Source organism: Leptolyngbya sp. GB1-A1 (assembly GCF_039962475.1).
In the GTDB taxonomy this organism is placed as follows: domain Bacteria; phylum Cyanobacteriota; class Cyanobacteriia; order Elainellales; family Elainellaceae; genus Leptolyngbya_A.
In genome coordinates, this window is sequence record NZ_JAMPLI010000001.1 from 320,338 (window position 1) to 346,185 (window position 25,848).

Annotated in this window: 19 protein-coding genes; 11 read left to right on the forward strand and 8 right to left on the reverse strand. The window is 50.9% G+C overall.

Features of this window, described 5'->3' with window-relative positions; all coding sequences use genetic code 11:
* Nucleotides 1-7 precede the first annotated feature (7 nt).
* Nucleotides 8-1,249 carry a glycosyltransferase family 4 protein gene (locus NDI45_RS01370; protein WP_348245832.1) on the reverse strand — a complete coding sequence of 414 codons (1,242 nt, stop codon included), beginning with the start codon at nucleotides 1,247-1,249 and terminating at the stop codon, nucleotides 8-10.
* Between the two features lie 168 nt (nucleotides 1,250-1,417).
* Between NDI45_RS01370 and NDI45_RS01375 the strand changes: the two genes are divergently transcribed.
* From NDI45_RS01375 to NDI45_RS01395, 5 genes are all read left to right on the forward strand, one after another.
* Complete coding sequence (locus NDI45_RS01375; RefSeq protein ID WP_190793655.1) at nucleotides 1,418-1,786, forward strand: hypothetical protein; 369 nt, start codon at nucleotides 1,418-1,420, stop codon at nucleotides 1,784-1,786.
* Nucleotides 1,787-2,898: 1,112 nt separating this feature from the next.
* Nucleotides 2,899-4,773, forward strand: coding sequence for a response regulator (locus NDI45_RS01380; RefSeq protein ID WP_190794362.1), 1,875 nt, complete (start codon nucleotides 2,899-2,901; stop codon nucleotides 4,771-4,773).
* A 77-nt stretch (nucleotides 4,774-4,850) separates the two neighbouring features.
* Nucleotides 4,851-5,297 (forward strand): response regulator, encoded by a 447-nt coding sequence (locus NDI45_RS01385; protein WP_190794361.1) that lies wholly within the window; start codon nucleotides 4,851-4,853, stop codon nucleotides 5,295-5,297.
* A 248-nt stretch (nucleotides 5,298-5,545) separates the two neighbouring features.
* A complete protein-coding gene (locus NDI45_RS01390) occupies nucleotides 5,546-7,327 on the forward strand; it encodes an ATP-binding protein (RefSeq protein WP_348245833.1) in 1,782 nt (593 codons plus the stop codon).
* Nucleotides 7,328-7,527: 200 nt separating this feature from the next.
* Entirely contained in the window at nucleotides 7,528-7,908 is a 381-nt protein-coding gene (locus NDI45_RS01395; RefSeq protein WP_348245834.1) for a response regulator, read from the forward strand.
* Nucleotides 7,909-8,124: 216 nt separating this feature from the next.
* Here the strand turns inward: NDI45_RS01395 and NDI45_RS01400 are convergent, their stop codons facing one another.
* Together NDI45_RS01400 and NDI45_RS01405 are read right to left on the reverse strand one after the other, a co-directional pair.
* Nucleotides 8,125-10,449: an ATP-binding protein gene (locus tag NDI45_RS01400; RefSeq protein ID WP_348245835.1), complete on the reverse strand. Its 2,325-nt coding sequence runs from the start codon at nucleotides 10,447-10,449 to the stop codon at nucleotides 8,125-8,127.
* Nucleotides 10,450-10,760: 311 nt separating this feature from the next.
* Nucleotides 10,761-11,249, reverse strand: coding sequence for a response regulator (locus tag NDI45_RS01405; RefSeq protein ID WP_190789585.1), 489 nt, complete (start codon nucleotides 11,247-11,249; stop codon nucleotides 10,761-10,763).
* Nucleotides 11,250-12,072: 823 nt separating this feature from the next.
* Here NDI45_RS01405 and NDI45_RS01410 point away from each other — a divergent pair.
* From NDI45_RS01410 to NDI45_RS01420, 3 genes are all read left to right on the forward strand, one after another.
* Nucleotides 12,073-14,925: a response regulator gene (locus NDI45_RS01410; protein ID WP_348245836.1), complete on the forward strand. Its 2,853-nt coding sequence runs from the start codon at nucleotides 12,073-12,075 to the stop codon at nucleotides 14,923-14,925.
* 513 nt (nucleotides 14,926-15,438) lie between these two features.
* The gene (locus NDI45_RS01415; RefSeq protein ID WP_348245837.1) at nucleotides 15,439-16,875 is read left to right on the forward strand and encodes an aldehyde dehydrogenase family protein; all 1,437 of its coding nucleotides are present in this window, start codon (nucleotides 15,439-15,441) and stop codon (nucleotides 16,873-16,875) included.
* A 101-nt stretch (nucleotides 16,876-16,976) separates the two neighbouring features.
* Nucleotides 16,977-17,750, forward strand: coding sequence for a glucose 1-dehydrogenase (locus NDI45_RS01420; protein WP_190793267.1), 774 nt, complete (start codon nucleotides 16,977-16,979; stop codon nucleotides 17,748-17,750).
* Between the two features lie 92 nt (nucleotides 17,751-17,842).
* Here the strand turns inward: NDI45_RS01420 and NDI45_RS01425 are convergent, their stop codons facing one another.
* Nucleotides 17,843-18,649 carry a bacteriorhodopsin gene (locus NDI45_RS01425; RefSeq protein ID WP_190793268.1) on the reverse strand — a complete coding sequence of 269 codons (807 nt, stop codon included), beginning with the start codon at nucleotides 18,647-18,649 and terminating at the stop codon, nucleotides 17,843-17,845.
* Between the two features lie 320 nt (nucleotides 18,650-18,969).
* Between NDI45_RS01425 and NDI45_RS01430 the strand changes: the two genes are divergently transcribed.
* From NDI45_RS01430 to NDI45_RS01440, 3 genes are all read left to right on the forward strand, one after another.
* Entirely contained in the window at nucleotides 18,970-19,710 is a 741-nt protein-coding gene (locus NDI45_RS01430) for a gamma-glutamyl-gamma-aminobutyrate hydrolase family protein (RefSeq protein ID WP_190793292.1), read from the forward strand.
* A 112-nt stretch (nucleotides 19,711-19,822) separates the two neighbouring features.
* Nucleotides 19,823-19,984, forward strand: coding sequence for a PsaJ protein (locus NDI45_RS01435; protein WP_190793269.1), 162 nt, complete (start codon nucleotides 19,823-19,825; stop codon nucleotides 19,982-19,984).
* A 360-nt stretch (nucleotides 19,985-20,344) separates the two neighbouring features.
* Nucleotides 20,345-21,667 carry an MFS transporter gene (locus tag NDI45_RS01440; protein WP_348245839.1) on the forward strand — a complete coding sequence of 441 codons (1,323 nt, stop codon included), beginning with the start codon at nucleotides 20,345-20,347 and terminating at the stop codon, nucleotides 21,665-21,667.
* Between the two features lie 31 nt (nucleotides 21,668-21,698).
* On the opposite strand, the gene NDI45_RS01445 is transcribed toward NDI45_RS01440, so the two are convergent.
* The 4 genes from NDI45_RS01445 to NDI45_RS01460 all read right to left on the reverse strand — a co-directional run bounded on the left by NDI45_RS01445 (nucleotide 21,699) and on the right by NDI45_RS01460 (nucleotide 25,800).
* The gene (locus NDI45_RS01445; RefSeq protein WP_348245841.1) at nucleotides 21,699-23,486 is read right to left on the reverse strand and encodes an ABC transporter ATP-binding protein; all 1,788 of its coding nucleotides are present in this window, start codon (nucleotides 23,484-23,486) and stop codon (nucleotides 21,699-21,701) included.
* A gap of 143 nt (nucleotides 23,487-23,629) precedes the next feature.
* On the reverse strand, nucleotides 23,630-23,911 hold the full coding sequence (locus tag NDI45_RS01450) for a YkvA family protein (protein WP_190793272.1): 282 nt from the start codon (nucleotides 23,909-23,911) through the stop codon (nucleotides 23,630-23,632).
* Nucleotides 23,912-24,217: 306 nt separating this feature from the next.
* Nucleotides 24,218-24,559 (reverse strand): DUF4870 domain-containing protein, encoded by a 342-nt coding sequence (locus NDI45_RS01455; protein WP_348245843.1) that lies wholly within the window; start codon nucleotides 24,557-24,559, stop codon nucleotides 24,218-24,220.
* A 158-nt stretch (nucleotides 24,560-24,717) separates the two neighbouring features.
* Entirely contained in the window at nucleotides 24,718-25,800 is a 1,083-nt protein-coding gene (locus tag NDI45_RS01460) for a low specificity L-threonine aldolase (RefSeq protein ID WP_348245987.1), read from the reverse strand.
* Between the last annotated feature and the right edge of the window lie 48 nt (nucleotides 25,801-25,848).

The following is a 25,848-nucleotide window of genomic DNA, read 5'->3' on the forward strand; positions in this document are numbered from 1 at the left end:
TCCCCCTTTAAACGCCTTTCAACGCCTGCTCATACCGCGTCCCTGCCTGCTCCCAGGTAAACTCCTGCTCGACCATCGATCGCGCTGCCTGAGAAAGCTGCTGACGCAAGCTAGCATCTTCAAACAGTCGCCCAATCGCGTGTAGATATTCATCGATCTGATTGGCGCGAATTGCCCGCAGAGGCACGGTTCCATCGACTGCCAGCCCTTCTAAGCCGCGATCGCTTCCGATCACTGGAACGCCTGCCGCCATTGCTTCCAGGGTTTTGTTTTTGATGCCAAATCCGGTACGCAGCGACACCACGCAGACGGTTGCCTGATGCAGTTCTTTCACCATTGACTCAACCGGTCCGGTGACGATCACGCCTGGGCGAGCTGCCAATTCCTGCACGGCGGGCACCGGGCGAGCACCCACAATCCGAAACACGGCATCCGGGTATCGCTGTTGAAGTTGGGGCAGTATCTCGATCGCAAAAAAACGCACCGCATCAATGTTGTGCGAAGCATCCATCGCGCCTACAAAAATCAGCGTCCTGCCGCCAGGATCGCTTGATCGAAGCGGAAACTGCACGAGATCGACCCCGTTGGGAATGACCTGAATTGGAGCCGTCGCTCCCAGATCGAGAAACTCCTGTCGATCGTCATCGGTGGTCACGACGATTTGGGAGAATTTACGGCAGTAGCGATACTCATAGCGACGCAACAGCGGCAGATAGAATCGATCGCGCAGCGGATGAACGGCTGCCTGGGTTTCCAGATGATGGCGCGTCCAGGCATAAACGGAGCTATGCACATCTACAATCGTGCGAATCTGATGGCGAAATTCGGGTCGGATATAGATTTCGTTAACGCTGTGTTCGCAGGTAATAACGTCAAATTGTTTTGAAGCCACAGCTCGATCGACCCAGGCTTGCAGTTCAGGCGAGTAGCGGTGCAGCACATTGGGCGGAGTTTGGCGCATCCAGGCTTGCCCAAAGCGAGCGACCCGCCCCAGAAGCTTGGCAGGCAAGGAAACTCCCTTCGGCTCCTGCGGCAGCGGAAAGACCACCAGATCTGAAAGATGCGATCGCAGGGCATCTACATCTGCATCGGAGACATCGCCATGACGCTGAGTAGCAACCGTAACGGAGTGCTGCTTTGCCAGTGATTTCAGCAGGTGAAACGTTCTCACCTCGGTGCCACCTCGACTAGGCGGATAGGGGAAGGTCGAAGACAGCATCAGAATACGGAGCGGGTGTGAGCTTGCCATGAGGGAAAACGTTGGGAAAACTGGAAAGACGCAGAGACGATCAAGTCTGCGGTTCAGTATGCCCACAACGGTAGGCTGATTCCCAGGCGAGCGATCAAAGCTGCTGCTCGTTAGTTAGAATCACCGATCGGGCACAATAGCCGCAACTCACCCTATCCTGGTTTCCCCATGCGTCGAATTCCCCAAAACCGCATCCAGCCCAAGATCAGCACGCTACCTCGACAGCGATCGGAGGCAGCAGCGTTTCTTGATATTTACAAGCTGGTAGTCGAGAAGAAGCGGCTTCAACAAGAGCTAGAAAACATGGAACAGCGCAGACAGCAGATTGCTAGCCGTCTAGCCACGCTCGATGCTCAGGTGGCAGACCTGGAAAAAAACGCCCAGCAGATTCGTAGCCAAACTGACTCAACCGACACAGCCCTGAAAACGGTCTTGAAAGAGCCTTCACAGCCGCAAAATAATCGCTTTAAAACGGACAGCTTTGAAACAGACAGCTTTGAAACGGATGGCTTTGAAACATTTTTTTTGGAGTATTGATTTGCCCTTGTTTTGCCCTGAATAGGCTCGTCTGATTCATTCTGATCGAGAAGAGGTTGACGCAACAAATCTAAATCACTTCATTCACGCTGCCAAAAGCGCACCGAATGGTTTCCTACAGATAGCTTCTCGCAGATAGGTTCTTGCAAATAGGTTCTTGCAGACGGGTTCTCAGGCGAAAGCTCAACCAATCGTCTTCCAACGATCGAATGCATAGAAATAGGATGCATGGAAACAGGATACTGAGCCGAATGCAATTCTGAACGTTATTTCAAACATGACTGTATATTTCTTGACGGACTGCTGCTGAATGCACTTCTGATTGAAGCATCGAGCAAACCAGATACACTACAGAAACTGCCGCACTAATGCATCGGAGCGGATCATGAGTCACGATCGTATCAATGATTCGTATTGATACAAGGTTATGAACATCGTGCCACTAGCATCAATGCGATCAGCATAATGTACATTAACGCACACTGATGCACAGCCAACTGACCCGGCTCCACTTCGCGTTTCAGATAAAATGAGTGAGAGCAAAGTGGGAAATCAGGGACTTTTGCAGGCTAGGAGTGAGCCTTTTCCTCACCATTTGCTGGCGATGCTGTAATCGCTGCTTCACCATGCTGCGCCAGTCGCTTTGTCGCAAAAATCTTTTAACAAAACTTAACAACCTCTTCAAAGTTGCTTCAAATTTGCTGTCTAATCTGCATTGTGCATTCTGGGGGCGGCAATCGATACTGTTATGCAGAACTTCGATCGCGGACTTCTGTGATGAATCGCTTGTTCTGCTGCATGAAACTGAGAAAACGAGACAGCTCTTTTTACGCCTGTTCCCAATTTCGATAGCGGATCATTTGCCGTACAACGTAATGTCTCCTCTGCCGTTTCATCCAGTCAAACACGAGCCCATTCAGAATGCGGTCGCTTTTCTGAGCTGGCTTCTAATCAACAGTTTCACTGAAACGACAGAGAGGCAGTAACCGTAGACGTAACACACATCTGGCTATCTGTGTACCTGCGCTTATCTGACAAAATTCCAGGTTGTAAGCTTTCCAGCCCGATTGCTTATGGGCTAAAGAAGCGCGTTGGTTAAAAAAGAGGTGAGCGTGAGAGTTCTATTGGTCGAGAGTGACGAGAAGACAGGCGCAACGATAACGCTGGCATTAACTAACCGTCAGTTTTCGGTTGATTTGACTGCGGATAGTCGGACGGGAATGCAAATGGTGCAAACCTACGACTATGACCTGCTCGTGCTCGATGCCGAGTTGCCAGATATGGACGGCATTAGTCTGTGTCGAAATCTTCGATCGCAGAACTACCAGATGCCAATTTTGCTGCTGACATTGCGAGATGGGAGCCGCCGACGGGTGATGGGCCTCAACGCGGGCGCAGATGACTGTCTGGATAAGCCCTTTGATCTAACCGAGTTTATCGCCCGGGTACAGGCATTGCTGCGGCGACGGCAGGTCAACTTTACCCCCACTTTGCACTGGGGCGCACTGCAACTCTTGCCCGCTCTGCGTCAGGTGACGTGGGAAGGCATGCCGCTCAACCTTACTGCGAAAGAATTTAGCCTGCTTCAGCTTTTTCTGGAGAATCCGCTGCGAATCTTTAGCAAAGACGTGATTCTCGATCGCCTCTGGAATGCTTCAGAAGCTCCAGGTGAAGGAACCGTCGCCTCCCATGTCAAAGGACTGCGGCAAAAGCTCAAGGCAGCCGGAGTCACCGCCGAACCGATCGAAACTATTTATGGATTGGGCTATCGGCTAAATCCGCCCCCTGAAACTGCCCCGATTTCCAACAGTGCTGAGCAAGAGCAGCTTCCTGCTCCTGAATCCATGGAAGGCGATCGCGTGCGGGCGCATCAAGACATCATGGCAGAGCTGGCGCAAGTGCAGGCAGAGCTAAAAGCCAGCCTTCAGGAAGAAGTGGCAGTATTTGAGCAGGTGATCAGCAGCCTGTTTGCCGGAACGCTGGAATTCACTCTGCGCCAGCAAGCTGAACGACAGGCTCACCAGCTTGCCGGAACCCTGGGATCGCTAGGTCTGCTCGAAGGCTCTCAGTCTGCCCGTCAGATCGAGCAGTTGCTTCAAGACGGCGTTTCCCTGGGTTCCACCGAGGCACAGCAGCTTTCTCAGTTGGTGCAGGCGCTCCAGCAAGCCCTGGATGCAACGCCTGCGGTCGCCGTGCCTGTGCCCGTGCCCAAAGTCGCTTCAGGACGGCTACTGGTGATCGATGACGACGTGGTGCTGACCAAGCTATTAAAGCAAGCCGCAAGCACCGCCGGATTTCAGGTGGAAGTGGCAACGACGTTAGCTGAAGGTCGAACTGCGATCGCCCAAATGTCGCCCGATGTGATTTTGCTGGATCTGATCTTTCCCGAAACGACTGAGAATGGCTTCGCGCTGCTGGCTGAGCTGGCTGAGCAAAATTCGGCAGTTCCCGTTGTGGCGTTGACCATGAAAAACAGTCTTGCCGATCGCGTGACCGTGGCGCGGCTGGGTGGTCAGGCGTTTTTGCACAAGCCCATTTCAATCACAGAAGTACTGCGCGTCGTCACCAAAATCATTAATCCGGCTCCCCTGCCCGATGCCCAAGTGCTGGTTGTAGATGATGACTCGACCGTGCTGGAAACGCTGATCGATCTGCTACCACCTTGGGGAATGCAGGTGACAACGCTGGCAGACCCGCAGCAGTTTTGGGAAGTGTTTACGGCAACTGCGCCCGATCTACTGATTTTAAGCGGCTATATGCCAACCTTTAGCGGCATCGAACTCTGTCAGGTGGTGCGGCAAGACCCGCAGTGGGCAGACCTGCCGATTCTGATTTTGACCGCTTACGACGATCCTGACGTGATTCACCAGATCTTTGCAGCAGGGGCAGATGACTTTATCGGAAAGCCGATCGTTCCTCCTGAGCTGATCGCCCGCATTACCCGATGGCTAGAGCGAACTCGCCTGCGAAAACGCAATCGTCCTTGAGTTTAGTTATTAGTCATTGGTCATTGGTCATTGGTTTATTGGTCATTTCTTCCTGCTGCCTACCCCTACTTCGTCCTATGCACGAATCCCGACCCCCGGTTCTGCTTGTCATTGAAGATAGCGATGAGGATTTCGCGATTCTGGAACGGATCGTGGAGCAAGCGTTGAATTTATGTCAGCTCGATCGCTGCGCCACTGGAGATGAAGCAATGGAATACCTGCTGCAACATCAAAGCATTGTGCAAGATCAGGGCAACCATGCGCTTCCTTCGCTGATTTTGCTGGATCTGAGTTTGCCGGGAACCGACGGAACAGAGATTCTCACTCGTGTTAAACAAATCGACTCTCTGAGCGCGATCCCGATCGTTGCGTTATCGGGTGATCTCAACCCCAAGGAAGTCAATTTGCTCTATCAAAAAGGAGTGAGTGGATGTATTGTGAAGCAGGTTGATGGGGCAAAATTCAAAAGAAATATGCAGCTTATGATCGAATACTGGTTTAGTGCGAACAAGCTACCTACTTAGCGATCGCTTGAGGAAATGGTTTCGGAGAATAGTTTAGGAAGATGGCTTAAGGGAGATGGTTAAGGAAATTGTCTGAGGAGCATCAGAGATTTTACATCACCCCTTGAATTCCCCAAATCTGGAGGACTTTGAATTCTAAAAGAGAATTAGTTCTCTGTAAAAGTTGGGCAACTGAGCACTCAGAAAACGATCGCGGTTTAAACAATCCCTTAGATTAAAGAATTTTAAATAGAATTTTTAGATAAAGCATGATGATGGGAGATATCCGATCGGTTCTGATTGTCGATGACTGTCTGGAAGACCGGGAACGGTATTGCTGCTGTCTGGCTGAAGATGACCAGCATCGTTATGAAGTGTGGCAGGCAACGTCCGGTGCTGAAGGATTAGCTTGCTGTTCACGCCAACTGCCCGATGCAATCCTGCTGGATTATGTGCTGCCAGATATGACGGGGCTGGAATTTTTGCGTCAGTTTAAGAACCAGTTCAAAAATCAGTTCAAGAGCAAGTCTTCAAGCTTATATTTAGACCGGCATCCAAGCTCACGTTTAAATTCAGATTCGGATTCATACTCAAATTCATACCCAGATTCAAATCCAAGCCAGAGCTTACCGATTATTTTGCTGTTAGAAAGCGAGACAACTTCGACCGGAGAACTGCTTCACACGGCGATCGCAGCTTTGAAGCATGGCGCAGCAGATTGTTTGATTAAATGCGAAATCACGGCTGAGCAATTGCGATCGATCGTGCAGCAGACGACTGCCCAGTTTGCAGAGTGCAGGCAAATTGAACGCGAACACCAGGAAACTCTGTCCCAGCTTCAGCAGGCAAATCAGGCACGCGAACGCCAGGTTGCAGCACAAACTGCTGAGCTAATGCAGACCAAGCAGCAACTTCATCAGGAGTCTGCCGATCGCAAGCGGGCTGAGACATTGCTAAGCCGGAGTGAAGCCGAATTTCGAGTGCTGAGTGAAGCCGCACCGATCGGCATTTTTCGGATTGACATCATGGGAAACTGCACTTATGTGAATCCGCGAGGTCAGGCAATTTGCGGCTATACGCTTGAAGAAGCAATGGGGCTGGGTTGGCAGCGATCGATTCATCCCGACGATCGCAAGCAGCAGTGGTCGAAGTGGCGGATGGCGATGCTCTCTCGTCAGGAATACGCAGACGACATTCGCTATGTGCATAAAGACAGTACAGTCCGGTTTGCGCGAGTAAAAACGGCTCCAATCGTTTCTTCTGGCGAAATTATTGGGCACGTTGGCACGATCGAAGATATTACCGAAGCGCAGGAAATTGAGCAAATCAAGCGAGAATTTTTGTCGATCGTCAGCCATGAGCTAAAAACGCCGCTGGCATCGATTCGAGGTGCGCTGGCTCTGCTTTCAACCGGACTGTTTGACGACGAACCAGAAACGGCTCAGGAAGTGCTGGAAATTGCTATCAGCGACACCGAGCGACTGGTGCGACTGGTCAACGACTTACTCGATCTGGAACGGCTGGAATCACGCCAGATTATTTTGGCCCGCCAATGGTGCGATGCTGCCACCCTGATGCAGCGATCGATCGATAGCCTTCTGCCGCTTGCTGAAGAAGAGCAAATTTTTCTCACATTTACGCCGCTACCACAGCAAATTTATGTAGACCTCGATCGCCTGATCCAAATTCTGGTGAATCTGTTGGGCAATGCAATCAAGTTTTCGTCGCCACATCAAAGAGTGCATCTGAGTGCCGCTCTAGTGACGATCGCTGGAAATCCAATGATTCGCTTTCAGGTAAAAGATCAGGGGCGCGGTATTCCGGCCGATAAACTGACGCTGATTTTTGAGCGGTTTCAGCAGGTTCGCTCTACCGACGCGCAACAGCAAGATGGCACAGGGCTGGGGCTGGCGATTTGCCGTAGTCTGGTGCAGCTCCACGGCGGACAAATCTGGGCAGAAAGCACCCTTGGTCAGGGCAGCACGTTCTATTTCACGCTGCCGCTACTGCCGCAAAATCAATCGCCACTCAATTCATCACGATCCAAATGAGTGCAACAAGCAAGGACTCCAGGTAAGTGCCACAGGATTCGTTGCGCTGAAGTTGCGATAAGAGCAAATGAACATTGAATTGATACAGCCCTAGACAAAAATCTAATCCCTCAGAGGGGCGATGTGCTTGTGATCGATCGCTGCTAGTTTATGTGAGATCTACCCATTGAAATCCCCGTTGTTCGACAGAGCTTGCTCTAATGACAGCAAAGCGAATTCTTCTAATCGATGACGAAAAACGCCTTGCGAGAATTGTTGATGTCTGTTTGAGAAGGCTTGGCGGCTGGAGTGTTTCGATCGCAGGATCGGGAAGCAAAGGACTTTTGCAGGCAGAAGCAGAGCAGCCCGATGCAATTTTGCTGGATGTCATGATGCCCGACATTGATGGACTGCGGTTACTTCAGCAGCTCAAAGCAAACGCTGCAACGCGATCGATTCCGGTAATTCTGCTTACGGCAAAGCTCGATGTGGTCACACCCGCCCAAATTCTGGAGTTTGAGATTGCCGGAGTAATTTATAAGCCGTTTGAGCCGTTTAAGCTGGCGGATGAGGTCGCTGAGATGCTGGGCTGGCAGATTTAGGGCGGTAAGGATTCTCTTCACCTGGGAATAAATTAGGTATAGGCTAAGCAGATTAACCCGAAGATAGCTAAAGGTTAAGCATCAGTAAACCTTCTAGCAGGCACGCCAGTTTTCGGGGACGCAATCGCACGCTACTAGCTTCGCCGATTTATAAAGACGATCGCCAGGAAGCTTTGGGTGTTTTAGAAGTTCCTCAGTCATCCCAATCGAGCATACTTACGTCGGTAAGGTGAAGAAAAACGTGCTGCCTTTGCCCACCTCAGATTCGACCCAAATCTGCCCGCCGTGCCGCTCAACAATTTTTCGGGCAATCGTTAAACCCGCCCCTGTGCCGCCGCCGTATTTTTTGGGGCTGTGCAGTCGCTTAAAAATGCGAAAGATATTCTCCCGGTGATGGTCTGGAATGCCAATGCCATTATCACGCACATAAAAAACAAGTTTGGATAGCTTTTCCGATCGCCCCTGACCAATGCCCCCGAAGGGAGAACTGCTTTGCATTGCCGGACAGGATGACGTGATTTCGTCTGTCCAGCCAATCTCAACAAGTTTATCCAGGGTATCGTTGTACTTAATTGCGTTGCTGATCAGATTGCTAAATACTTCGCTCACCTGCACCGGGTCACACTCGATCGTCGGCAGCGGTTTGGGAATTTGAATTCTGACGTTCGATCGCGACAGGCGCAGCACCTCGATCACCGCTTTCACCAGCTCATTCAGGTCAATCTTTTGCAGCTCTAGTTCAACCCGTCCGAGGCGAGAAAAGTGCAGCAGCGTATCGATCAGATCTTCCATGCGCTGGGTTAGTCGGACCAGGGTTTTCAGTTTGGCAACGCCCTCTTCGTCCAACACTTTGGCATAGTCTTCTAGCAAAAAATTTGAGTAGTTGTGAATGCCCCGCAGCGGTTCTTTTAAGTCGTGAGACGCGATGTAGGCAAAGGCATCTAGCTCGTGATTGCTGCGCTGTAGCTCCAAATTAATTCGCGCTAATTCATCGACTCGCCGTAGCACAATGCCAACGATCGCACTTCGCAGTTCCATCACGGCTTCCACTTCGCAGGGCTTCCAGGGTAGCGACTTACCCCTCACCGTTTCTTGCCACAGCGCGAAGGATCTGCGAGGCGAGAGCCGCACGGAGCCGTCCTGCTCGACCTGCACAGGCTTGTTGGGATCGCCGCCCCAGTTCACAGTTTGCACGACCTCTGGGCGAAACCACAGAATATAGTTCCGGTTCGTTTTTGAGATGGCTAAGCCGATGAGCCCGCTTGCCATTTGCTGATATCGAGCTGCGTCAGCATAAACCTGCGCCAGGGCATCGGTATAAAACAAATTGTCTTCGACCTGGGTTTCGAGCCATTTCACCAGCGCGGACAAGTCGGCGATGTCGGGGGTTTGCCCAATCTGCATCCAGCGATCGTCCCAGAGGATTGCCGCGCCCTGGGCACCAGCCAGATCCAGCAAATCTGCTGAAGCGTAATTCAGCCCGCTCACCCACTCGCTATGCTGCGAAATTTGCCCAACAAACCGTGCCAGTGTCGATCGCAGCTTCACCTTGTATTCCAGATCTTCATTTTCTTCCTTCACTCCCAGTTCCCAGGAAACCACCTGTCCTAACAATTCGCAGATCGTTCGGACTTCGTAGCTCAGAAACTTGGGCGTATGGTGATGACAGGCAATTAAGCCCCACAGCGTTTTTTGATTCAGCTTGTGATTCAGCAGCGATACCGACATCGACGCACTCACACCCATACTGTGCAAATATTCCAGATGCACAGGCGAGACGCTCCGCAGCCCAACTAAACTCAGATCTGTGGGGCGATTGGTGACAGGATTCAGCGTCGGAACCAGAGCCGCAGGCTGATAGGCGACATCGGGAATGAGCCGCAGCCCATTGAGGATATAAAGCTGTTTTGCCTGTTGGGGAATATCAGTAGACGGATAGTGTAAGCCCAGATAAGGGGTCGCGTCGTCGCGCTTTGCCTCTGCGATCACTTTGCCCGCGCCTGTCTTAGTAAACTGGTAGACCATGACGCGATCGAAGCCTGTCAAACGACGAATTTCAGCTACCGCAAAGTTGCACATTTCTTGAAGCGTGGTGGCACTCTGGAGCTTATTTATCGTGCCCTTAACCCAGGGGTAAAGCTGAAGAGAATTTGCAGAAGCCTCAGTTTGGCTCGGTTCTAGCTCCAGCAGAAGCAGCTCATCCGCTCGATGAATTACCCCGTCAAAAATAGCCGCGCCTTCGGATCGTTCGATCGTGATTTTTAAGGGATTGACGGTCTCAAAATTCTCCGTCAGGCATTGCTCGATCGCGACCGTTTGCTTTGCCCCCAGGAGATCGGTGAGGGCAGTGTTCAGAAGCTGCTCTGGCGACTTGCCCAGGTGGGCAGCCGTATTTTCGCTGACCTGGATAAGGGTGAGATCGGGTTCTTTGAGTACCAGCAGACAGCCATGCGGCTGAATCAAGCCGGGAATATGAATAGGTTCACGCTCGCAGCTGGTGAGATCAAGCACTTCCGAGGCAATTACCGGCTTCTGTACCATTCTTGAGTTGCGATTAAGTAAAAAGCGAGAGACATCTCAAAGTCCCCAAAACGGGAAATTAGCGAGGGAAACAGCGAGGGAAATGGAAACTATCAAATACTTTTCAAGCGCACTTTTTTTAAGCAAAACTCAGGCATCCTTACCTCGGGTACCCTTCAATAGACAGTCGATAGACATAAGACTTACTCTAAGCAATCATTGTGTCCCTATTCTATCTGCTTTCCTACTTAGAAGAATGCAGTGAATGGCAGGCGACGATCGCGCAGATTTAACTTCCAGCAGTAGCAGTTCAACACTGGTTCAATCGTGGTTCAACACTGAGGAAATGCGGAACGATGCGATAACCAGGGCTGCTCACTATAAGATAAAACTGCGCTTTCTAGCCAAAAATGAATCAGGGATTGCAGAGTCGCAATAAATTTTTGGGTATTCATTGCCTTGACCACATAGCTGCTTGCTCCGCGCTGATAGCACTGTTTGATGTGGTCAGGATTGGTGGAGCTAGTGAGAACGACGATCGGAATACTTTTGAGCTGGTCGTCTTGTTTGACTCGCGCCAGCACGTCTAGCCCTTCGGTTCCGGGCAGATTCAAATCCAGTAAAATGACCCCAGGACGGGGCGCAGTATCAGGATCAGCGTACTCGCCCGTTTGAAACAAAAAGCTGAGTGCTTCATCGCCATCTGTGCAGCGAAAGACAAGCTGATCCACCACAGTCCGGCTGACCACAGATTGCAGAATCTCAAAGTCGATGTCAGAGTCATCAACCACGAGAAGGGGACGAGTAAGGCTATCCATCATGTCAGTGAATGAGTTGGGTTCTAGCGAATGTGCTGATTTTGCTCAACCATTTTGCTTAACAAGGTTTTGCTTAACAAAAGAGGCTATTAGAGCTTAAAGGCAGAATTTCCAGCCACGATCGCCAATGCACGAATTAGCAATCTTAGAATCAACAATTTTAATTGACTAATAAATTAACTAATAATGCTGGAATTATCGCTGTAATCCCTGACTCAATAAATCAACCTTAGGAAATTAGCCATAGGGTAGAGTTCTGACAGAGCATTTGACAAAGTGCAATTGACAAAGTATCCAGGGAGGCACATCGCCTGCGCTGCTTTCCTTGCTTTCTAGCTTGCAACGTGAAGCGGCTTTGAATGCTGGAAGAGAGCCAGGTTCCTGTTCTAGCTTGATAATTTTTCTCTCAGAGCGAAGCTTGATAAATGCTCAGTTTAATCACCCCAAAATTCCAGTTCTTAGTCTTCTCAGCAATACTTTTAGCGGTATTTTTAATGATATTTTTAGCAATATTTTCATGTAAATAAATCCGCAACAAATTATTCTATTAACTATATTTTCGTGACATATTTTTAACGCAGTTTAATTTGCAATAAGGTTTGCAATGAATTAAGCATGAGTTGAGCTAAGTTGGTTCTCACTCATCCTCTGCCGTTAGAGGGATGTTCATTCAGTCAAAAAAGGCTTTTGATAAGTAGCTAGGATAATTAACGAGCTAGGTGCAACAGGTTGAGAATGCTGTTTGAGCAGATCTTGCTCTCTAGCTTAGAGCTCGGCCTGAAGTATAAAGGCAATCGCCTGCGGCAGGGGGAGTAGGAGCAATTCTGTGTCCGAATTATTAAACGCGCTTGAGGATGAGCGATTCCCGAAGCAATCCTCACACCCATTCTCAGATTCATCCCCAGACCCATCTTCACAGCGCCTGAACCGAACCGTATTAATTGCAGAAGATAACGAAATCGATCGAGAGTTGTATCGACGCTACCTGCTGCGAAATTCCGAGCAGACTTATCAGGTTCTGGAAGCTGTCACTGGGAAGGAAGCTCTTGATTTTTGTCGGCTTCAGCCAGACGTAGTGCTGCTTGACTATCGCCTGCCCGACTTTGAAGGACTGGAGTTTCTGAAGGCACTGCAAGCCCAAAGTGGTCATCTGTCGCCTCCGGTCATTGTGATCACTGGGCAGGGCAATGAGTCAATCGCCGTGCAGCTGATGAAAGCCGGGGCAGAAGATTATTTGATCAAGGGCAGGCTCTCGTCAGACGAGTTGCAGTTTGCAGTTGAAAGCGCGATCGAAAAGGCTCAACTTCAACGCAAAATTCGCCAGATCGAAGCCGAACGACAACAAAACCTGGAACGAGAGCGCATTATTAACCGGATTGCTCAGCAGGTTCATCGATCGCTTGATTTAGATGACATTTTGCAGACCACGGTGCAGGAAGTGCGGCAGTTTTTGCATACCGATCGCGTCTTGATTTTCAGCTTCGAACCAGAGCTGGAATGGGGCGCAGTCGTGGCAGAAGCCGTCGTGTCGCCGTGGGATTCTGTTTTATCAAACACGTTTCACGATCCTTGCTTTCATCGGGGCTACGCTGAAGGATATCGCCAGGGAAGGGTTATGGCGGCAGCAGATATCCGCACGATAGGGCTGGAACCCTGTCACCTTGAGTTTCTCGAAAGCTTGCAGGTGCGAGCCAATCTGGTCGTGCCAATTTTGCAGAAAGAGACGCTGTGGGGTCTGCTCATTGCCCAAAACTGTGCTGCTCCACGTGAGTGGAAACCCGCCGATGTCGATCTGCTAAAACAGCTTGCAACTCAGGTGGGTACTGCAATTCAGCAAGCCAACGCCTATGCCAAAATGGCAGAGTGGAACAATCGATTAATTGAAGTGAACGAAGCGCTGAAAGTCACGCTGAAAGAGTTGCAGACGACCGAAGAAGAACTGCGGCAGCAGCACGAACAGCTTGCCCACGAGCAGCAACGCTATCAGGACTTGTTTAACTTCGCGCCCGATGGCTATGTCGTCACAAATTCAAATGGGCAGATTCAGGAGGCAAACCAGGCGATCGTAGACTTATTAGCCGTTGAGCCGCAGTTTTTGCTGAACCAGCCGCTTGCTTGTTATCTGGCGAGTGCTGAAGATCAGCAAGCGTTTTTTATCCAGCTTAATCAGCCTCACTGTTTTCAGCAGGTGCAGTCGCTAGAGTTGCAGCTTCGATCGCAGCAGGGCAGGACGTTTCCCGCTGGAATTACTATTACGGGTATCTACAGCAATGGACAGCTCACCGGGCTGCGCTGGCTGATTCGAGACATCACCGAACGCAAACAGGCAGAAGCCGAACGAGAGCATTTATTACAGCAAGAGCAAGCCGCCCGCACCGCAGCAGAACGGGCAAATCGCCTCAAAGACGAATTTCTGGCTGTGCTGTCCCATGAGTTACGATCGCCGCTCAACCCCATTCTGGGCTGGGTTAAACTGCTTCAGAGCCATCAGCTTGCCCCAGAAAAAACAACGGTTGCCCTGGAGACGATCGAGCGCAACGCCAAACTTCAGGCACAGCTCATCGAAGATCTGCTCGACATCTCCCGCATTATGGGCGGCAAGCTAACTCTAAACGCAGCTCCGGTCGATCTAGCAACCGTCCTCTCAGCAGCGCTCGAAACGGTGCGGCTGGCAGCCATCGCAAAATCAATTCAGCTTGATCTGGCAATTCTCCCCTCGGAAAACAACGCAGCAACTCATCTGGCAGCAAACCGCGTTTTTGGCGATGCCACTCGCCTTCAGCAAGTCTTCTGGAATCTCCTGTCTAATGCCATCAAATTCACGCCAAACGGCGGCAGAGTTACGGTGAAGCTAGAACAGGTTGCAGCTCAAAATGGGGAGATGGGAAGTCGTGATACCCGCAGATCAGCCACTCACCCTTCCTCCACTTCCACACCCCTCCACTCCTCCGCCCCTCCACTCATCCCTCCCTTCACCCAAGTCACCATTACCGACACCGGAAAAGGCATTGCTCCCGAATTTCTGCCCTTTGTGTTTGAATATTTTCGGCAGGAAGACGCTTCCACAACGCGTCAGTTTGGAGGACTGGGCTTAGGAATGTCGATCGCCCGTCAGATGGTGGAAATGCACGGAGGAACGATCGCGGCTGCCAGCCCTGGTGAGGGACAGGGAGCCACGTTCACAGTTTGCCTGCCCCTGATCAGGAGTCAGGGAGATGGAAAGTTGAGGAGATGGAGAGAAAACAATTCCTCTACCCCGCCTACCTCCCCTAACCCCGCATCCCCTTATCCCTCTACTCATCCCCTGGCTGGGGTACGAGTGCTGATCGTCGATGATGAGCCGGATACACGCGAGTTTCTGGCGTTTCTGCTGCAAGATGAGGGCGCGACGGTGACAGAAGCCACCTGTGCTGCTGATGTCTTGCAAACAATGGAGCAGTTCAGCCCTGATGTGATTGTCAGCGACATTGGAATGCCTGAAATAGATGGCTATATGTTGATGCAAAGACTCCGTACCTCTCAACAAACGCGATCGATCCCGGCAATTGCCCTGACGGCATACGCCAGCAAATCTGATCAGCAGCAAGCCATTGCCGCAGGCTTTCAGCGACACGCAACGAAACCGATCGATCCCGGTAAAATGATTGCCCTAATCCAGGAGCTAGTCCAACCCCAGTAGTTGTTTGCCTGCTGCCCGCAAGAAGTTAAACAGGGCGATCGAGCAAGTCGGACGGGTTGAACTGGTTAAACAAGTCGGATAAATCGGATAAATCGAATAAATTGGGTAAAAAAGTAGTCATAGTAACCCTTTGGCGTAAAGGTTTACCTATAGATTAGATCGATAAATTATTTGAAGGTGGCTATATTCGAGTCGCCAAATTGTCAGGCTGTTAAGGAAAACCTTTATTGATTAAGGTATTCACTTCTGAGTGTGTCTGATTTCGCCCAGGTTGAGCGGTATCGCTGTAGCCAATCGGCTGAAGGCAAAGTACAGGGATTTCACCTTTGTTTTGGGTAGAGCAGTTGTTTTGGATAGAGCAGTTGTATCAAGCACTGCCCTCAGGTTTCTGGCTGAATGTGGACAGCGATGCCTGAAGTCGTGATGAATTGTCATTTGCACAAGGGATGGATTGTCATTTGCACAACATGGAGCAAGGGGTAGCCGGATGTGTTGGGGAAGTAGGGAAGGCAAATGGTATTAACAGAGCTATTGATTAACGGCGATCGTCGTCCAGCTGCTGCGGGAAAAACTACCCCTCTGACTGATCCGGCAACCGGAGCAGTGTGGGCAACGATCGCCTCGGCAGATGTGGAAGATGTAGATACGGCAGTGCGGGCAGCTGATCGCGCTCGGTCGGAGTGGCGCAGGGTGAATAGTCGCGATCGAACTCAAATGCTGCTCAGGCTGGCAAACCTAATTCGCGAGAACGGGGAATCGCTAGCGCAGTTGGAAAGCCGCAATGTGGGTAAACCAATTCGCGATGCACGGGATGAAGTGAACCTGGCAGCAGATTGTTTTGAATACTATGCGGGAGCGATTAACAAAATTGGTGGACAAACGATTCCCGTCGCGGCAGCGGGAACCCATCTCACGTTTCGCGAACCGATCGGCGTTTGTGGTTTGATTGCGCCCTGGAATTTTCCGATCGTCATTACTGCCTGGAAGGTTGCGCCTGCGCTGGCAATGGGCAATACGATCGTGCTGAAACCTGCTTCTCAAACGCCGCTGACTGCTCTGCAACTAGGAGAACTGGCACTGCAAGCGGGAATTCCTGCCGGGGTGTTTAACGTGATTCCAGGAGCGGGGGCAACGGTGGGCGATGCGATCGTGCGGCATCCGTTAGTCCGCAAGGTGTCTTTTACCGGATCGACCGAGATCGGAATGCACGTCATGAAGCTGGCAGCCGACGACATTAAGCGCGTCACGCTGGAGCTGGGCGGCAAATCTGCCAATCTGATTTTTGAAGATGCTGATTTAGAAAAAGCCGTTCCCAAATCCGTATGGAGTGTGTTGGGCAATGCGGGTCAGGATTGCTGTGCTCGATCACGAATTCTCGTCCAGCGATCAATCTACGATTCGTTCATCGAACAATTAACGCAGCAGTTTAAATCGCTGAAGATCGGTTTACCGCTGGACGATTCCACCGAGTTAAGCTGTCTTGTCTCTGCGGCGCATCGCGATCGAGTGGCGGAATATATCCAAATCGGTCAATCCGAGGGTGCAACGCTGGTTTGTGGCGGCAACGCTCCGACAGCGGATTTCCTGGCAAACGGCGCATATCTAGAGCCTGCGATTTTTACTGATGTGCATCCGAAAATGCGAATTGCTCAAGAGGAAATCTTTGGTCCGGTGGTCTGCATCATTCCATTTGATACCGCAGAAGAAGCGATCGCGATCGCCAATGATAGTTTCTATGGTTTGTCCGGCTCGATCTGGACGCGGGATATCAGTCGGGCGTTGCGGGTGGCAAAGGCAATCGAAACGGGGGTGCTGTCGATCAATACGGGGCACAGCGTTCACCTGGAAGCTCCCTTTGGCGGTGTCAAGCGCAGCGGATTGGGTCGAGAACTGGGCTTAAACGTGCTGGATCACTACAGCGAATTTAAGAGCGTGTTTATTGCGGAATAGCATTCTGGGCTACCAGTTCACAAGTTGGGCAACGGGCTAGCGTAAGTTAATCAGTTAAGTTAATCAGTTAAGTTAATCAGTTAATTATTCAGGAACCGAAAATGCGTCTAGAAAATAAAGTCGCTCTAATTACCGGGGCAGCCAGCGGCATTGGTCGCGAATCTGCTTTACTCTTTGCCAAAGAAGGTGCAAAAGTCGTTGTTTCAGATGTTAATGAAACGGCTGGACAGGAGACGGTAGAGAAGATTCGATCGAATAACGGGGAAGCGATTTTTGTAAAAGCCGATGTGTCTCAATCTGCCGATGCCAAAGCGATGATCGAAGCGGCTGAAAATACATACGGTCAGCTCAACGTCTTGTTTAACAATGCTGGAATTTTTCACGCAGCCGATAACTCAGTTCTGGATACCGAAGAAGATATCTGGGATTTGACAATGAATATTAACTTGAAAGGCGTGTTTCTCGGCTGCAAATATGGCGTTCCAGCACTGCTGCGATCGGGCGGCGGCTCAATTATCAATATGGCTTCGTTTGTGGCAGTGATGGGTGCGGCAACGCCTCAAATCGCCTATACAGCCAGCAAGGGCGGCGTTCTGGCAATGACCCGCGAAATCGCGATCGAGTTTGCCCGTCAGAAGATTCGCGCCAATGCTCTCTGCCCCGGTCCTGTCCAGACACCGCTCCTGGAAGAACTCTTATCTGATCCAGCACGGAAGCAGCGGCGCATGGTTCACATCCCCCCTGGTAGACTCGCGCAGGCAACCGATATCGCGCAGGCGGCTCTGTTTCTAGCAAGCGATGACGCTGCCTATGTTAACGGCACAACCTTCCTGGTGGATGGTGGCATTACCTCGGCTTACGTCACCCCCGAATAGCCTAAAATTCCAATCGGTTGGCCGCTTGTGAGGTGGACATCTTGCCTGCCAAGCTAAATGAACAACTGAACAATTCCCGTTTCTTACGTTTCTTAAAAGAGATAGGGCGATCGTCTGCGTGGACTCGATCGTTGAGGCTTCCTGCCGAAATTGAAAAAAGAAAGGCGAAAGGCATCTCGGACGGATTCGCGTGGCGTTTCTATCCCTTCAGCATCATAGGTTTTCAGTCGGCGGAGACCGTTTAGATCCAGAACACTAAATCCGACTTTCGAGAAGATGGGCAGCAAGCAAAAGAGAAACGTATCGATCGTTTGATTAAATACTCCCCAGCCGGACGGACCTAAGATCCAGACGGTCGGATAGCTGATCCACAGCACGGTAAAGTAAGCGACAAGCTTGTCATAGTGCCTGGCAAGTTCTCTGGTCTGGAGCTGAGTTTTTGCCCGCAGCGGATTCCAGATGCCCCACAGCACAACCAGAAACGCGACCACCCCGCAGATATACCAGAGGTATCTGACCCAATCGCGCTCTGACAAATCTGCAATTAGCCCGGTCGCAATCACGATTACTTGCGTACTCATCAAAAAGCCAATCAGCGTCCAGTCTTTCTTTTTCAAATCGTGCATTGCCGTCCAGGACAGGGAGAGCAACAGCAAAGGCGTAGTCACAATCCAGTCGAGATAGCGGGCATAGTGGGTAATTTGTCCTGCCACTTCGAGCTTGCCCTGCCCGATCGCCATTGCCATATACGCCAACCCTGACCAGATCGGGATGAAGATAGCAACCAGATATTCGTACTGCGGCACACCCTTGGGATTGCGGCTCAGTATCCAGAAATACAGCGCACCGATCGCCATCACCGCAACGTAGCTCCAGTGCATCACCGTTTGCCAATCCATCGTGATCTCCTCTATCAGGGTTATGTATTGAATTGATTGGGTTTAATTGATTGGGTTTAATTTAATTGAGTTTGATTGCGTTATGGGTCGGGCTCGATATCCGGTTAAAGATTCGATCGCAAAACAGGGCATAAGCGTGAGCCTGCTTAAAATGCGCGATCGCCGTTCGTGCAGTCCAGATCTTTTGATTTCGGCTATCATGCCTGATGATGCGATCGGGCTACTACCTTCTAGAGGAAGAATTTGCTAGAGGAAGAATTTGTGATGTAACGCTGTCGCTCACGCAACTTCAAAAACGTTCTTCTAAACTGTCAAGTAATATGTCTGTCCCTCTGATTGGAATCACTGCCTATAGCCGCAACGAAGCTGGAGAAGTTTCCCTTCCCGGAGCTTATCTAGATGCCGTATTGCTTGCAGGTGGAACGCCGTTGATTCTGCCACCTCAGCCGATTACCGAAGCGCAGGTCGATCGCATTCTAGATTCGATCGATGGCTTGATTTTTGCTGGTGGCGGCGATATCAATCCGTCGATGTATGGTGGCGAAAATCATCCGACGCTGTATCTGATGGATCAAGAGCGAGATGAGTTTGAGCTGGCGTTAGCCCGTGCTGTGCTGAAGCGAAATTTACCCACGCTGGGTATTTGTCGAGGAATGCAGATTTTGAGCGTGGCAAGCGGGGCAGCTCTGATTCCCCATGTACCTGATGTTTATGGAGAGTCGATCGCCCACAGGCTAGATCATCCTCGTCGCCCGATTCATCATCCAGTCATGCTTGTCCCTGATAGCCAGATCGCTCAAATGATGGCCAATTCGGAAGTCACCGTTATGTCATGGCATCATCAGGCAGTGCGGCAGGTTCCTCCCGGTTGGCGATCGGCGGCATCCGCATCCGATGGACTGGTGGAAGCGATCGAGCGAATCGACCAACCCTGGCAAATTGGGGTGCAGTGGCATCCCGAACTGTCTCCCGAAGATCCTGCTCATCAGCGCATTTTTCAGGCGTTTGTGCAGGCAGCAGCAGATTCAAAGCAAGCAGTAGCAGATTCAAAGCGGGGTTAAAATCCATCGATCGGCTCATTTTTAGGAATAAGCCTGTCCGCCTTTAGATAGAAGAATGCGATCGACCAGGAGAGTAGTCTTATCACAATTACTGTGTCTGGGAAAACTCGCTATGCAACGTTCTGGTAAAAGAGCAGACAATCAACCAAACTATTTCATTGAATATCTGTCGCTTGCTCCTGTTTTAGCTGTTGTCTCCGTCTCCGTTGCGCTCTCCACCTTCATCATTATTAATTCCTACTTCCCCGATCTACTGTTCCACCCCATGCCGTAGACCGTAGATTCAACTTCAGCTTCTATTTTGTTTAAAACTCAACGATCGATTCATCAATGGGAGAACGGAAGAAATTCGGTTTCTCCCATTTTTTATGTTTCTAATTTTTTATGTTTCTAAGTTGCATCCCAGCAAGCGTCTGCTTACAAAACTGACTATCAGCCTAAACGCTCTAAACTTTACCCAATACATGCTTAATCCGTCTGTCTAAGTACACTTTTGCCTTGCTAAATGCTTTTAGAAAAACATCGTTTAAGGTTCCAGGAACTTGCCGCCAGCCGCCTTGCCTTCTCGATAGAATTAACAAAGTAAACTTCTGTTAAGCAGACCTGCGAAACCAACTTGGATGGCAGCACCAATATGGCAGCACAAACCCCAAACTCGATCGCCTTTCTGCGCCATGCGGCAGCCCGTCCAATTTGGGTACAGGCGATCGGGCGATTGCTGTATCAGGTGGGCTATACGGCGATTCAGTTTTACACGCCGCTGCTGTTTGTGAGTCAAAAGGGGCTGTCTGCTACCACGGTTGGGGTTGCGCTTGGAGTCGGCTCGCTTGCAGGCGTGGTCGGGCATTTGCTGGGCGGGTATCTGGCGGATGCTCCTGCCTATGGGCGAAAGCGTGCCCTGCTGTTTGCAGCAATGTTGGCGATCGTCTCAGCCCTGATGCTGGCAGTCCTGCCCACCTTTGTGATGCTGATGGTTGCGAATTTGCTGCTGGGTTTGAGTGCGGGGTGTTACTGGACGGCGGCAGATGCGACTGTGGTGGATGTCACCCTGCCCGAACAGCGACAGGCTGCATTCGCACTGCTGGTTCTGGCAGATAGCGTGGGGGGCGGATTAGGCGTTTGGGGCGGCGGGATGATCGCTCAACAAATGCAATGGCTATTTGGACTCAGTGCAGTGCCGATCGTGTTCTTTCTCATCCTGACTCAATTTGCGATGCGCGAAACTCAGGAATTTCAGCCGGGAGCCGATCCGCTGAGCGGGTTTGGAATTGCCCTGCGCGATCGATCGCTGCTGCTGTTTGTCCTGGTGAATATTTTGTTTACGACCTACATTGCGCTGGTAAGCAGTACACTGCCGCTTTATTTGACTCGCCTGAGTGCTGCCAATGCCGTTTCCCCAGAACAAACCGTGAGTGATGTGGCACAGCTTTTTACCGGCTGTTATATCGGGCTGGGAGCAGTTTTGCAACTCCCGCTCGTGCAGGGGTTGCGCGGCTGGAGCAAAGTTCGTGCCCTGATGCTTTCGATGGGGCTGTGGGGGGCTGGCTTTCTGCTGGTTTGGCTAACAGGAGCAGCGTCGCTTCCTCTGGGCGGAATGATTGCGGCTCTTGCGGTTTTGTCGATCGCAAGCATCATTTATAAACCTTTTGCTCCGGCGATCGTGGCAGAATTTGCGCCTGTTGCGCTGCGGGGCATTTATCTGGCCATCAGCTATCAGTGCTGGTCGATCGGCTATTTTGTGGGACCGATCGTGGGAGGTTGGGCGATCGATCAGGGGGTGAGTCAGCAGAGCTGGTTTTGGGCTGCCGGAACCACACTGCTCGGTTGGGTTGGGCTTCAGCGGCTTGCGCGGCATTCTGCCCAGAATTTTACCTTGCCGGATGAGCCAGAAACACAGATTGAACCAGACGGCTTAATCCAAGTAGCTGGCGGCTTTCCAGTCGAGGATGGGCGTTAGCGATTGCCAATCAGCTGATGTACTGCTAAGCTTACGCGCTGACCGTAGCGGCTCCAAGCTGTAGCGCATACAAATTGGCATAGATGCCGTGCTGCTGCATTAGTTCGGCATGGGTTCCGCGCTCAACGATCTGTCCCTGCTGCACGACCAGCACCTGATCAGCTTGGGTAACGGTACTCAGGCGATGGGCAATCACAAAGCTAGTGCGGTTTTTGAGCAATCGGGCGATCGCCTCCTGCACCAGTGCCTCGGTTCGGGTATCAATACTGCTGGTTGCCTCATCCAGAATCAAAATGCGCGGATCGATCAGCACAGCACGGGCAATGCTCACCAACTGTCGCTGACCCTGACTCAGGGGTGCGCCACGTTCGCCCAGTTGCGTCATGTAGCCTTCGGGCAGCGAGGTGATAAATTCATGCACGTTGGCAAGCTGGGCTGCCGCCTCAATTTCTGCCTGAGACGCAAAGGGATTGCCAAACGCAATATTGTCTGCCACGGTGCCGCCAAACAGGATGTTATCTTGCAGCACAATCCCAATCTGACGACGCAGGCTGGCTTGGGTCACAGAGCGAATGTCGATCCCGTCGATCTTGACCGCGCCGCCCGTTACGTCATAGAACCGCAGAATCAGGTTGATAATTGTACTTTTTCCGGCTCCGGTTTGCCCCACGAGCGCGATCATTTGTCCCGGTTCTGCCTGCAAATTAACGCCTTTCAACACCAGCTGATCGGGCTTGTAGCCAAACTGCACCTGCTCAAATCGGACTTCTCCTCGAATGGGCGGCATCTCGATCGCATCCGGTGCATCCCTGAGCTGAGACGGTTCATCCAGCAGCAGAAAAATTCGCTCCAGCCCTGCCAGAGCCGACTGCGCCTGCGTATAAAACTGACTGAGAATCTGAATTGGGCGAAAAAACTGCTGCACATACAGCAAAAATGAAGTCACCGTTCCCACCGTGACCGTTCCCTGCACTGCCAGATAACCGCCATAGGCCAATACACCCGCGGTTGCCAGCGTATTGAGAAAATCGATCGACGGGAGAAACGCTGCCGTAATTGCCACTGCTTCCACATTCGCATCACGATTTGCCGCATTCAGGCTTTCAAACTCCTCGATGTTGAGCTGCACCCGGTTAAATGCCTGCGCTTCGCGAACGCTGGTTATGTCTTCCTCTAGCTTGGTCGAAAGTTCGCCGATCGTCTGACGGGTAACGCGAAATCTGGCTCTTGCCCAACGCGCAAACAGCCCCGTTGTCATAATCATCAGCGGCACAACTAGATTGCTCAGCAATCCCAGCCGCCAGTCGATCGCAAACATCGCAATCACAATGCCAACCAGGCTGAATGAATTGCCCAGCATTTGGGCGATCGTTTGGCCAAACGCCTGATTCACCGTGTTTACGTCATTCAGCAGGCGGCTCATTAAATCCCCGGCTTCACTGCGATCGAAGAAGCTAATCGGCAGGGCTTGAATTTTGTTGAAAATATCTTGCCGGAGCTGCGCCAGCAATCGCTGCATGATCCAGCCGACGCGAATAATTTGCCCGCGAATTGCGATCACGCCCAGCAGATAAATCCCTGCCAACCCCGCTAGCAGCAGCAGCAGCCCGGACAAATTTCCCTGTGTGATCAGGTGATCGATCGACCAACCAATCAAAAACGGTCCCAAAGATAGCGAAGCTGCCCCAGTCGCAACCAGCAGCAGCGCAATCGGAATTTCTTTGCGATAAGGGCGAAGGTACTGCAAAAAGCGATGCAGCGTAGAAATCTGCTGGTTCACCTTCTGATCGGAGGCAATGACGGGGGCAGTCCCTCTCATGAAGCGGTTACTCGATCGATTAACTCTAGCGATCGTAGATCAAAAACCCAGAAATCTCGAATCCTTTGGCATCTCGATCGATTTATGCGTCTGCCCCGTCACAGATAGACCGTCAGCAATACCATCACTGATAAAACCATGCCCTACTCGATCGGGATAGAGTTAACATCTACGGGATCAGCCGATGAACTCGTGCTGGAACTCGTTTGGGATGCAACCTCACCTTTGTTTTTGACGCGATCGAGAACGAGCTGAGACACTTCGGCAAACAGCAGCGTGACCAGCACCGCATCATCAAGCTGTCCGATAATCGGAATAAAATCAGGCAAAAAGTCAAACGGCATGAAGAGATAAGCCAGCGTTCCGGCAATAATCCACCAGCGATATTTCGGATTACGAATCGTGTTGCGATACCAGTCGTACATGCTTCAGCTCCTTAAACTACTCTTTAATTCTGACAAGAATTCGATGAATTAAACATCTTAAAAAAGGCTGGAAAGCCGATCGTCCTTTATGGAGAAACCCGATGGAATGCGTTTGCGGAAAGAAGCAATTGAACTGATTGCAAGCCAGGCATCTTAACGCAACCTGATTAGAAGAAAATCTCTCTCCAAGTAGATCAATTCTCTAAAAGAATTCGCCGAACAAAATGCAAAGCCTCAGCAAAGATTTTTCCTGCTGAGACTCCACCCATTCATCCAATTCAAGCCAATCAACGATCGCGACAAAGACTACAGAAGTCTAAAGATAAACGGATAGTGAACTCCCTGATTGGGATTGCTAAGGCATTGGCTGATTGCCCAGATCGTCAAACCCCAGTGAACCAGGAACCAAATTCCACCCGCTAAGCCAAATGTAATAAACGAAAGCGGAATCAGAAGAATGCCGTATAGCCAGACGTTGAAGTGAAAGTTCAAAGCTTCTTTCGCATTTTGCTTCACGACTGGATCTTCTACAGCAAACAAAATGGCAGCAGGAACAATCACAGATACCAGCAAACCGCTGAAGAAAATGGAGCCGTGAGCCAAAATTGATAGCAGTTTTCGCTTATCTGTGTCGTAAAGACCTTGCATTCCTGTATCCTCCAAGCGCATTAAGTATCTTGCTGAGATATTTTTATTTTAGCGATCGATTTTTTGCCTTTCTATCGCAGCATCCGGCAGAAAGGGTAAGGCTTACCGTACTGATTAGCCGTATTTTAATAGCCGCACAATCCTCGCTCAATTTTGCTCTATCGCAGGGAATAAGTTCCGAGAGAACTTGCAATTGCTGCTTTAATGTCGCTCACCAACTGATCAATTCGCTCAAACGTCGTCGCCCAAGAACACATAAAGCGAACACCGCCAGAGCCAATAAAAGTATAAAACTGCCAGTTTTTCGCTTGCAGTGTTTCAATTACAGGCTGCGGCAGCTCCACAAATACGCCGTTCACCTGACGCGGACAAAGTATTTCAACTGCTTCAAGCTGTAAAAGCTGTTTTTCCAGGTATTCCGCGCAGCGATTGGCGTGTTGGGCATTTCGCAGCCACGCGCCCGTTTCTAGCAGACCCAGCCAGGGAGCAGCAATAAAGCGCATCTTGGAGGCAAGCTGGCCTGCCTGTTTGCAGCGAAACGCAAAGTCTTCTGCCAAAGCTTTGTCAAAAAAGAGAATCGCTTCGCCGATCGCCATGCCGTTTTTTGTACCGCAAAAGCACAGTACATCCACTCCCGCCTTCCAACTTAGCTCTGCCGGAGTTTTGTTCAGGGCAGCGACCGCATTGGCGAACCTTGCGCCGTCCATGTGCACCCGCAAATGGTGCTGCTGAGCAACCTGTTTAATGGCTTGCAGTTCGGCGATCGAATATACCGTCCCTAACTCAGTCGCCTGGGTAATGCTCACCACTTTCGGCTTTGGATAGTGAAGATCATCGCGGCGAGCGGCAATACTGGCGATCGATTCTGGGGTTAACTTACCGTTTGCGCCCTTGCCCAGGAGCAGCTTTGACCCATTGGACGCAAACTCCGGCGCGCCGCATTCATCGGTTTCAATGTGGGCGACTTCATGACAAATAACGCTGTGATAAGACTGACAAAGAGCCGCCAGCGACAGGGAATTGGCTGCCGTGCCGTTAAATACGAAAAAGACTTCGCAATCCGTCTCAAACAACTCCCTAAAATGATCCGTTGCTCGCTCTGTCCAGATATCGTTGCCGTAGGCAGGCGCAGCTCCCTGATTGGCTTGCAGCATATAATCCAGGGCTTCAGGACAAATGCCGGAATAGTTATCGCTGGCAAACTGTTCGGGTAGGGCAGAAGGGCGATCGATCGAGATCATAATGACGGATTGCTTGCAGGGGAGGAACTTCTTCACGATATCGCAGCC

Coding starts and splice junctions, on each gene's coding strand:
- NDI45_RS01415 (WP_348245837.1), top strand. CDS start 15,439: ATGGTATTAACAGAGCTATTGATTAACGGCGATCGTCGTCCAGCTGCT.
- NDI45_RS01455 (WP_348245843.1), bottom strand. CDS start 24,559: ATGCAAGGTCTTTACGACACAGATAAGCGAAAACTGCTATCAATTTTG.
- NDI45_RS01370 (WP_348245832.1), bottom strand. CDS start 1,249: ATGGCAAGCTCACACCCGCTCCGTATTCTGATGCTGTCTTCGACCTTC.
- NDI45_RS01430 (WP_190793292.1), top strand. CDS start 18,970: ATGTCTGTCCCTCTGATTGGAATCACTGCCTATAGCCGCAACGAAGCT.
- NDI45_RS01390 (WP_348245833.1), top strand. CDS start 5,546: ATGATGATGGGAGATATCCGATCGGTTCTGATTGTCGATGACTGTCTG.
- NDI45_RS01425 (WP_190793268.1), bottom strand. CDS start 18,649: ATGGATTGGCAAACGGTGATGCACTGGAGCTACGTTGCGGTGATGGCG.
- NDI45_RS01375 (WP_190793655.1), top strand. CDS start 1,418: ATGCGTCGAATTCCCCAAAACCGCATCCAGCCCAAGATCAGCACGCTA.
- NDI45_RS01405 (WP_190789585.1), bottom strand. CDS start 11,249: ATGATGGATAGCCTTACTCGTCCCCTTCTCGTGGTTGATGACTCTGAC.
- NDI45_RS01435 (WP_190793269.1), top strand. CDS start 19,823: ATGCAACGTTCTGGTAAAAGAGCAGACAATCAACCAAACTATTTCATT.
- NDI45_RS01460 (WP_348245987.1), bottom strand. CDS start 25,800: ATGATCTCGATCGATCGCCCTTCTGCCCTACCCGAACAGTTTGCCAGC.
- NDI45_RS01400 (WP_348245835.1), bottom strand. CDS start 10,449: ATGGTACAGAAGCCGGTAATTGCCTCGGAAGTGCTTGATCTCACCAGC.
- NDI45_RS01385 (WP_190794361.1), top strand. CDS start 4,851: ATGCACGAATCCCGACCCCCGGTTCTGCTTGTCATTGAAGATAGCGAT.
- NDI45_RS01420 (WP_190793267.1), top strand. CDS start 16,977: ATGCGTCTAGAAAATAAAGTCGCTCTAATTACCGGGGCAGCCAGCGGC.
- NDI45_RS01445 (WP_348245841.1), bottom strand. CDS start 23,486: ATGAGAGGGACTGCCCCCGTCATTGCCTCCGATCAGAAGGTGAACCAG.
- NDI45_RS01450 (WP_190793272.1), bottom strand. CDS start 23,911: ATGTACGACTGGTATCGCAACACGATTCGTAATCCGAAATATCGCTGG.
- NDI45_RS01395 (WP_348245834.1), top strand. CDS start 7,528: ATGACAGCAAAGCGAATTCTTCTAATCGATGACGAAAAACGCCTTGCG.
- NDI45_RS01440 (WP_348245839.1), top strand. CDS start 20,345: ATGGCAGCACAAACCCCAAACTCGATCGCCTTTCTGCGCCATGCGGCA.